Here is an 8,801-nt window from a genome sequence, read left to right as displayed (position 1 = left end):
GCTCACCGGAACACCGCCGCGGGTTCGGTCTTGAGCACGCGGCGCAGCGCGATCCAGCCAGTGAGCGCGAGGATCAGCACCACTGCGACCAGGCTGATCAGCGGGATCTGCCAGGGGATGTAGAAACCCTTGAAGGTCGGGACGGCGGAAAAGCCCCAGATGAACGCGATCGTGCCGAGCACGCCAAGGCCATAGCCGATCAGCCCGACCAGCCCAGCCTGCGCCGCGACCATACGGCGGATCGTGCCATTGGCGACGCCGATCGCCTTCAGCGCGCCGAACTGCTTGATATTGTCGCGGATGAACAGGCTGAAGGTCAGCCCCACGATCGCCACCCCGACGACAAAGCCAAGCGCGACGGTAATTCCGAAATTGATCGGAATGCCGGTATTCTCGATGATGAAGTCGATGCCGTCCTGTGCAAACTGGTCGCGGGTGCGGGCGCGCAGCCCGGTCTCCGCCTCGATCCGCGCGACCAGCTGCTGATGATCCACACCCGGCGCAGCGCCGACCAGCACGAAGGACAGGCGGTTGCGCGTGCCGGGGACGTAGCGCAGCGCCTGGCTGTATTTGGTGTAGAGCGTGACCTGGCTGGTAAAGCTCGGAATTGCGTCGGCGATGCCGCGGATCACCGCGCGCTGATCATTGAGCTCCAGCCGCTCGCCGATCGGGCTGCGGCCATCTTCGAACATGTTGGTGGTGCCGACATCATCGATGATCACCGTGTCGGGACGCGACAGCACGTCGATGCTGCCCTGTGCCATCCGGCGCGGCAGGCCGATCAGCGTCGCATCGTCGACCCCGACGATCGCCACGCCCTCCAGATCGCCGTCGCCCGTGCGCACCGACGCAGCCGCACGCAAATGCGGCACCGCCCATTCCACCCCGGGGACCGACCGCACCTTGTCGAGCGCAGTACTGGGCATGGGATAGGCGACGTCGGTGGTGCGGCTGACGCGATCCATCACCCAGATATCGGCGGTCGGCACGTTGAACACCGCACTGGCCCCGCGTTCGAGCAGACTGACGAAGATCGTCAGCTGCTGCGTGATCAACAGCGTCGAAAAGGCAATGCCAAACACCAGCCCATAGAATTTCTGGGCGTCGCCGGTGAGCATGCGGATGGCAATCCAGATCATGCGAAACTGCCCCCTGCTTGCGCCACGGCATCGACTCAGGCTATGTTGAACGCTGTCGTTCAAATGAACGGGACCGTTCACTCTGTCAAGCGAAACCCTTACGCGTGCGCAACGCTCGATCGACCCGGTAAAGCGCCAGGCGATCCTCGACGCAGCCACCCGATCCTTTTTCGACCATGGCTTTGCCGCGACCGCGATCGAGCAGGTTGCAGCGGACGCCCATGTGTCCAAGGTCACGATCTATAATCAGTTCGGCGACAAGCGCGGCCTGTTCGCCGCCGCGGTCGAGCGCGAATGCGCGCGCATGGGCGATCATTTCAGCATCGCGCCGATGCCGGGCCTGTCGTTGCGCGAGCGGCTGGAAGCGATCGGCGCGGCGATGACCGCATTCATGTCGCGCCCGGAAATGGTCCAGTTCGACCGGCGCGTCGCGGCGGAGACGGAACATGATCCCGCCATCGGCGAAGCTTTTCTGGAGGCCGGGCCGCGCCAGATGCTGCGCGCCTTTGCCGCGCTGCTATGCGCGCTGCGCGACGCGGGCGAGATTGCGGTGGCCGACCCGGAATTGGCGGCCGAACAATTCGTCGCGATGTGCAAGGGCCTGGGCGATCTGGAGCGCCGCTTCGGCTGTCCCATTGACGCGGAGCGCAATCACGCCCGGATAAGGGCCGCGGTCGAAACCTTTTGTCGCGCCTATGCGACCGGGCCGGGAAACTGACCCAAGTGACCTCGGGTCGCAGCTAGTCGACAGCAGTGGCGGAGACGGAGGGATTCGAACCCTCGGTACGGTTCCCCGTACGACGCTTTAGCAAAGCGTTGGTTTCAGCCACTCACCCACGTCTCCGGATGCCTGCGGCGAAGGCGCGCTATAGCGAGCGTCTGGCTGGCGATCAATGGACGGATTTGCGACGACTGGGCGCGAAATCGACTCGGGTCATCGCCGGTTCATTGCCGCACTGCCATCGCGCGGCCTATGTGCGATGCTGCGGAGGGATTATATGCAACGGTTGATGCGGTGGATCGGAATGGCGCTGGCGGTGCCGGCGCTGGCAGTCGCGCCGGTGCAGGCGCAGACGATCCAGAAGGTCGATCCCGATACCGCCATCGATGCCGATCTCGACCGGCCGCGGACCGCGATCCCCGCCCAGCCTGCACAACCCGCGCAGCAGGACGAAAAGGTCGACCCCGGCGCGCCCTATGAGGCTCCACCCGCCGACGGGCAGCAGCCGGCCGCTCCGACGGAACAGGCCCCGGCGCAGGGCAGCGCCCAGGCTGGCGGCCTGACCAAACCCGAAGCGCCGGTGACGTTCGACCGGGTGCGGCTGGTCTCGGCGGCGGAGGGCGTGTTCGGCAAGGGTGCGACCGGCCTCGCCGCGCTGATCGAGGACATATTGAAGGATCAGGGCGAGCCCAATGCCTATATCGCCGGGTCGGAAGGATCGGGCGCGGTGGTCGTCGGCCTGCGCTATGGATCGGGCAAGATGGTGCACGCGGTCGAGGGCGAGCGCGACGTCTACTGGACCGGCCCGTCGGTCGGCTTCGACATCGGCGGCGACGCCAACAAGGTGTTCGTGCTCGTCTACAACCTCTATGACAGCCAGGAGCTGTACAAGCGCTTCCCCGCCGGTGAGGGCCGCCTTTACTTCGTTGGCGGCTTTTCCGCCACCTATCTGCGCCGCGGCGACGTGGTGCTGATCCCGGTGCGTCTGGGCGTCGGCTGGCGCGCGGGCGCCAATGTCGGGTATATGAAGTTCAGCGAAAAGCGCCGCTGGTTGCCGTTCTGACCGGCCTTCTATTCTGCGCTTCGCCCCGCTAGGCGGGGCGGATGCCTGTGTCCCAAGCCGATATCGATCTCGCCCAGCGCCTCGCCGATGCGGCGGGCGCGGCGATCCGCCCCTATTTCCGCGCCGACCATGGCCTCGAGACCAAGGACGATGCCTCGCCCGTCACGCTCGCCGACAAGGCGGCGGAGGCGGCGATGCGGCGACTGATCGTCGCCGAGCGCCCGATGGACGGCATCATCGGGGAGGAAGAGGAAGAGCGCGCCGGATCGAACGGGCGGACCTGGGTGCTCGACCCGATCGACGGGACGCGCAGCTTCATCGTCGGGCGGCCGATCTTCGGCACGCTGATCGCATTGCTGGAGGATGGCTGGCCGGTGCTGGGCATCATCGACCAGCCGATCATCGGCGAACGCTGGCTCGGCGTGACCGGGCGTCCGACGCTGTTCAACGGCAAGCCGGCCGAATCGCGCAGGTGCCGCGAGCTGTCACAGGCCCTGCTCGCCACCACCTCCCCCGCTTTGTTCACCGACGATCAGCTCCACGCATTCGAGCATGTCGATTCGGCCGTGCTGAGCACGGTGCTCGGCGGCGACTGCTATAATTACGGACTGGTCGCGTCGGGGCATCTCGACCTGGTGATCGAGGCGGGGCTGAAGCTGCACGATTTCGCCGCGCTGGTGCCGGTGGTCGAGGGCGCCGGCGGGCGCATGTGCGACTGGCAGGGCGATCCGCTGCATGCGGGAAGCACTGGCGAGGTGATCGCGGCGGGCGATCCGGCGCGAATCGAGGACATCGTCGAGGCGCTTGCCTGCCGGGGGCATTGAGATGCTGCGCCTGCACCGCGGCTATGCGCTGGCGGCGGTGACCCTGTTCGCGATCGAGGTGGCGATCGCGCTCTATATTCGCGACCGATTCGTGCGGCCGCATCTCGGCGACACGCTTGCGGTCCTGCTGGTCTATTGCGGGCTGCGTGCAACCACGCGCATCGGGGCGGTTCCTGCAGCGGCGGCGGCATTTGCGGTCGCTGCGCTGGTCGAGCTGGGGCAATGGATCGGCATTCTCGACCTGCTCGGCTGGCGCGACAGCCGGCTCGCGCGCACGCTGCTCGGCACCGGATTCGACTGGAAGGATTTCCTTGCCTACGCCGCCGGGGCGGGTGTCGCCGTGGTGGCCGAACGCATGCTTGGGCGGCGTTGATGGATCGGGAGGCGCGGCTCGGCGGCGCAACCGGTTGCCAAACCGCCGCCAACCCGCTAAGCGCCCGCCTTTCCGCGATTCAGGGGAACCGCCCGGCTAACAAGGGCTGCCGGGGCTGTTCGTGATCGTCGCGCGTAAAAGGAGACGAAAATGCCCAAGATGAAGACCAAGAGCGGTGTGAAGAAGCGCTTCAAATTCACCGCAACGGGCAAGGTGAAGCACGGCGTCGCCGGCAAGCGTCACCGCCTGAGCAGCCATAACGCGAAGTATATTCGCACCAACCGCGGCACGTCGGTCCTGTCCGAAGCTGATGCCGGCCATGTGCGCCTCTGGGCGCCCTACGGCCTCAAGTAAGGAGTAGCAGACCATGGCACGTGTTAAGCGCGGCACCACCACCAAGGCGAAGCATAAGCGGATTTTGGATCAGGCGAAGGGCTATTATGGCCGTCGCAAGAACACCATCCGCATCGCGCGCCAGGCCGTCGAAAAGGCCGGCCAGTACGCCTATCGCGACCGCAAGGTTAAGAAGCGCAGCTTCCGCGCCCTGTGGATTCAGCGCATCAACGCCGGCGTTCGCGCCGAAGGCCTGACCTATTCGCAGTTCATGCACGGGCTGAAGCTCGCCGGCATCGAGCTGGACCGGAAGGTCCTGGCCGACATCGCGATGCACGAAGGTGAGGCGTTTACCGCCATCATCGCGCAGGCGAAGGCGGCTCTGCCCCAGGCCGCCTGAGGCAGCCTGTAGCGACCGAAATCGGGGCGCCGGTGGACCATCCACCGGCGCCCTTTTTCTTGGCCGAGCAAGGATCGAACGATGACGCTCCAGACCTGGTGGCTCTATGTCACCGCCGTGTTCCTGATCTCCGCGACGCCGGGGCCGAACATGCTTCACGTCATGGTGCAGAGCATCCATCATGGCGCGCGCCGGTCGATCGCGTCGATGCTGGGGTTGATGACCGCGAATCTGGTCTGCCTGCTTGCGTCGGCGGCGGGCCTTGGGGCGTTGCTCAAGGCATCGCCGATGCTGTTCGATGCGCTGCGCTATGCCGGGGTCGGCTATCTCGTCTGGCTGGGGATCAAGGCGTGGCGCGCGCCGGTCGGGGGCAACGATGCCTCTGCCGAGAAGCCCGCCCCGCCCTTGCTGATCGCGATGTTCGGCACGGGGCTCGGCACCGGTTTTTCCAACCCCAAGCTGATCATCTTTGCCGCCGCGCTGTTTCCGCAGTTCATCAATACCAGCGCCCCCTTCGCGCCGCAGCTCACGATCCTGATCGCCAGCTTTGCGGTGATCGAGGCGTTCTGGTTCAGCATGTATGCGCTGGGCGGCCGCTCGCTCGCCGCATGGCTTGCGCCGGCCAACCGCCAGCGGCTGTTCAACCGCGTCACCGGCGGCGTGTTCATCGCGTTCGGCGTCGCTTTGCTGGGCAGTCGGGCTTGACCTTCGCGCCCGACTGCGGTTCGGGCCACTAGACCATTGAACGGAATTCCCATGACCGATCTCGACCAACTCAGGGCCGATCTTCTCGCCGCGATCGACGCGGCCACCGGCGTCGATGCGCTGGAGGCGGTGCGCGTCCACGCGCTGGGCAAGCAGGGCGTGGTGACCGGGCTGCTCAAGACGCTGGGCGGCATGAGCCCCGAAGAGCGGCAGGAGACCGGCCCGCGCATCCACGGCCTGCGCGAAGCGGTGACCGAGGCACTGGCAGCGCGCAAGGCGGCGCTGGAGGGCGCTGCGCTTGAAGCGAAGCTCGCCAGCGAGACGCTCGACATGACGTTGCCGGTCGATGGCGTCGCCGCCGGCACGGTCCACCCGATCAGCCAGGTGATGGACGAGCTCGCCGAAATCTTCGCCGACATGGGTTTTGCCGTCGCGACGGGTCCGGAGATCGAGGACGACTGGCACAATTTCACCGCGCTCAACATCCCGGAGACGCATCCGGCGCGCGCGATGCACGACACCTTCTACCTCGCGGGCGAGCATGAGCGGCCGATGGTACTGCGCACGCACACGTCGCCGGTGCAGATCCGCACGATGACGTCGCAACAGCCGCCGATCCGCATCATCGCGCCCGGCCGCGTCTATCGCAGCGACAGCGACGCGACGCACACGCCGATGTTCCACCAGATCGAGGGGCTGGTGATCGACAAGGGCATCACCCTCGGCCACCTCAAATGGACGCTGGAGACCTTCCTCAAGGCCTATTTCGAGCGCGACGACATCGTGCTGCGCCTGCGCCCCAGCTACTTCCCCTTCACCGAGCCGAGCGCGGAGGTGGATGTCGGTTTCACGTGGATCAATGGCAAGCGCGTGATCGGCGGGTCGGGCGATGCCGAGGGTGGCGGCTGGATGGAGGTGCTGGGTAGCGGCATGGTCCATCGCCGGGTGATCGAGGCGTGCGGGCTGGACCCCGATGAATGGCAGGGCTTTGCCTTTGGCACCGGGGTCGATCGGCTGGCGATGCTCAAATATGGGATGGATGATTTGCGCGCATTCTTCGACGGCGATCTGCGCTGGCTGAAGCATTACGGCTTCTCGGCGCTCGACGTGCCCACGCTTTCGGGGGGAGTCGGCGCATGAAGTTCACGCTGAGCTGGCTCAGGGAGCATCTCGACACCGATGCCGATCTGACCGCGATTCTCGATGCCCTGAACCGCATCGGGCACGAGGTCGAGGGCGTGGAGAATCCCGGCGCGGCGCTGGCGGCGTTCAAGGTTGCGCGCGTGCTGACCGCCGAGCGCCATCCGCAGGCGGACAAGCTGCAGGTGCTGACGGTCGATGCCGGAGACGGCAACCCGCTGCAGATCGTGTGCGGCGCGCCCAATGCGCGTGCCGGTCTGGTCGGCGTGCTCGGCCTGCCCGGCGCGACCGTGCCCGCCAATGGCATGGTGCTGAAGGTCGCCGCGGTGCGCGGGGTCGAATCGAACGGCATGATGTGCTCCAGCCGCGAGCTGGAGCTGGGCGACGATCATGACGGCATCATCGAGCTGCCGGAGGATGCGCCGGTCGGCACGCCCTTCCCCGATTATGCCGGGCTCGACGACCCGGTGATCGACGTGTCGATCACGCCCAACCGTCAGGATTGCATGGGCGTGCGCGGCATCGCGCGCGACCTCGCCGCAGCAGGTCTCGGCACGCTCAAGCCCCTCGACGCCACTCCGGTGGCGACCAGCGGCGCGGGGCCGGAAGTGCGGATCGAGGCGCCCGAGGGCTGCCCCGCCTATTTCGGGCAGACCGTCAGCGGCGTCACCAACGGTGCCGCGCCCGAATGGATGCAGAGCCGGTTGAAGGCGATCGGTCAGCGTCCGATCAGCGCGCTGGTCGACATCACCAACTATGTGATGATCGACCTGGGCCGCCCGCTCCATGTCTATGACAAGGCGAAGCTGTCCGGCGCGCTGACCGTGCGCAAGGCAAAGCCGGGCGAGCAGGTGCTGGCGCTCAACGAAAAGACCTACACGCTCGACGAGACCATCACGGTGATCGCGGACGACAATGGTGTCCACGATATCGGCGGCATCATGGGCGGCGAGGATACCGGCGTGTCGGAAACGACCACCGATGTCGTGATCGAATGCGCCTATTTCGAGCCGGAGGCGATTGCGCGCGCGGGGCAAAAGTTGCTGCTGACCAGCGACGCGCGCACCCGGTTCGAACGCGGCGTGGACCCGGAGTTCCTCGAGGACGGCATCGCGATCGCGGCGCGGCTGGTGACGCAGATTTGCGGTGGCACCGCGAGCGAAGTGACCCGCGCGGGCGCGGTGCCAAAGGTCGGCATCACCACCGGCTATGACCCTACGCTCGCCGAGACGCTCGGTGGCCTGGCCATCCCGGCGGAGCGGCAGAAGGACATTCTCGAATCGCTCGGCTTCACCGTCCAGCCGCTCGACGCCAATGGCGATCCGTGCGAGTCGATCGACGGCTGTGACGGCTTCCGCGTGACCGCGCCGAGCTGGCGGCGTGACGTCGATGGCCCCGCCGATCTGGTCGAGGAAGTGATCCGGATCGAGGGGATCGACAAGGTTCCCTCCACCCCCCTGCCCCGCGCACCCGGCGTCGCCAAGCCGACCGCGACGCCCGAGCAGAAACTGGAGCGCCGCATCCGCCGCACCGCCGCCGCGCGCGGCCTCAACGAGGCGGTGACCTGGAGCTTTATCTCCGAGAGCGAGGCCGCAGCGGTCGGTGGCGGCGCATGGACGCTCGCCAACCCGATCAGCGAAGACCTGAAGGTCATGCGCCCCTCGCTGCTGCCCGGCCTGATGATGGCGGCGGCGCGCAATGTGAAGCGCGGCGCTACAGCCGTGCGCCTGTTCGAACTCGGCCGCCGTTATCTGGCCGATGGTGAGCGCCTGACCCTCACCGTGCTGCTGGCGGGCGAGCGCAACCCGCGCGGCTGGGCGAACGGCAAGGCGCAGCCCTTCGGTGCGTTCGATGCCAAAGGTGAGGCACTGGCATTGCTCGAAGCGGCCGGTGCGCCGGTTGCCAACCTTCAGGTCATGGGCGAAACGGGCGCGGCCTGGCACCCCGGCCAGTCGGCGACGCTGCGGCTGGGGCCGAAAACGGTGCTCGCCGCCTTCGGCATGCTCCACCCGAGCCTGACCAAGCGCTTCGACCTCGACGGCCCGGTCGCCGCGGTCGAAATCTTCCTCGACGCGATCCCCGCCAAGCGCGCGACGGGGTTCG

The 8,801-nt window shown here is 66.9% G+C and carries 10 protein-coding genes and 1 tRNA gene; 9 read left to right on the top strand and 2 right to left on the bottom strand.

All coding sequences use genetic code 11. The features are described 5' to 3' along the window. Positions 1-2: 2 nt before the first annotated feature. Entirely contained in the window at positions 3-1,139 is a 1,137-nt protein-coding gene (locus AX681_RS18805) for an ABC transporter permease (protein ID WP_066658943.1), read from the bottom strand. 82 nt (positions 1,140-1,221) lie between these two features. Here AX681_RS18805 and AX681_RS18800 point away from each other — a divergent pair, with 82 nt between their 5' ends. Continuing rightward, the gene (locus AX681_RS18800; RefSeq protein WP_066658941.1) at positions 1,222-1,857 is read left to right on the top strand and encodes a TetR/AcrR family transcriptional regulator; all 636 of its coding nucleotides are present in this window, start codon (positions 1,222-1,224) and stop codon (positions 1,855-1,857) included. 36 nt (positions 1,858-1,893) lie between these two features. On the opposite strand, the gene AX681_RS18795 is transcribed toward AX681_RS18800, so the two are convergent. After that, positions 1,894-1,983, bottom strand: a tRNA-Ser gene (locus AX681_RS18795). A 166-nt stretch (positions 1,984-2,149) separates the two neighbouring features. On the opposite strand from AX681_RS18795, the gene AX681_RS18790 reads away from it, so the two are divergent. The 8 genes from AX681_RS18790 to pheT form a co-directional block, all read left to right on the top strand. Next, a complete protein-coding gene (locus AX681_RS18790) occupies positions 2,150-2,923 on the top strand; it encodes a DUF1134 domain-containing protein (protein WP_156442673.1) in 774 nt (257 codons plus the stop codon). Positions 2,924-2,964: 41 nt separating this feature from the next. After that, a complete protein-coding gene (hisN, locus tag AX681_RS18785) occupies positions 2,965-3,747 on the top strand; it encodes a histidinol-phosphatase (protein ID WP_066682612.1) in 783 nt (260 codons plus the stop codon). A 1-nt stretch (position 3,748) separates the two neighbouring features. After that, positions 3,749-4,120: a ribosomal maturation YjgA family protein gene (locus AX681_RS18780; RefSeq protein ID WP_197421864.1), complete on the top strand. Its 372-nt coding sequence runs from the start codon at positions 3,749-3,751 to the stop codon at positions 4,118-4,120. Between the two features lie 150 nt (positions 4,121-4,270). Then, a complete protein-coding gene (gene rpmI / locus AX681_RS18775) occupies positions 4,271-4,474 on the top strand; it encodes a 50S ribosomal protein L35 (protein WP_066581118.1) in 204 nt (67 codons plus the stop codon). A 13-nt stretch (positions 4,475-4,487) separates the two neighbouring features. Further along, positions 4,488-4,853 (top strand): 50S ribosomal protein L20, encoded by a 366-nt coding sequence (gene rplT, locus AX681_RS18770; protein WP_010543146.1) that lies wholly within the window; start codon positions 4,488-4,490, stop codon positions 4,851-4,853. 81 nt (positions 4,854-4,934) lie between these two features. Continuing rightward, positions 4,935-5,558: a LysE family translocator gene (locus AX681_RS18765; RefSeq protein ID WP_066658939.1), complete on the top strand. Its 624-nt coding sequence runs from the start codon at positions 4,935-4,937 to the stop codon at positions 5,556-5,558. A gap of 51 nt (positions 5,559-5,609) precedes the next feature. Beyond that, the gene (gene pheS, locus AX681_RS18760; protein WP_066658937.1) at positions 5,610-6,698 is read left to right on the top strand and encodes a phenylalanine--tRNA ligase subunit alpha; all 1,089 of its coding nucleotides are present in this window, start codon (positions 5,610-5,612) and stop codon (positions 6,696-6,698) included. Continuing rightward, a partial coding sequence (pheT, locus tag AX681_RS18755; protein WP_066682610.1) for a phenylalanine--tRNA ligase subunit beta occupies positions 6,695-8,801 on the top strand: 2,107 nt, incomplete at its 3' end. The genes pheS and pheT, both read left to right, overlap by 4 nt.

Source organism: Sphingomonas sp. CCH9-E2 (genome assembly GCF_001557215.1).
GTDB lineage: Bacteria > Pseudomonadota > Alphaproteobacteria > Sphingomonadales > Sphingomonadaceae > Sphingomonas.
The sequence above is the reverse complement of the archived record's forward strand: the minus strand, read 5'-3'. Positions and strand labels throughout refer to the sequence as shown.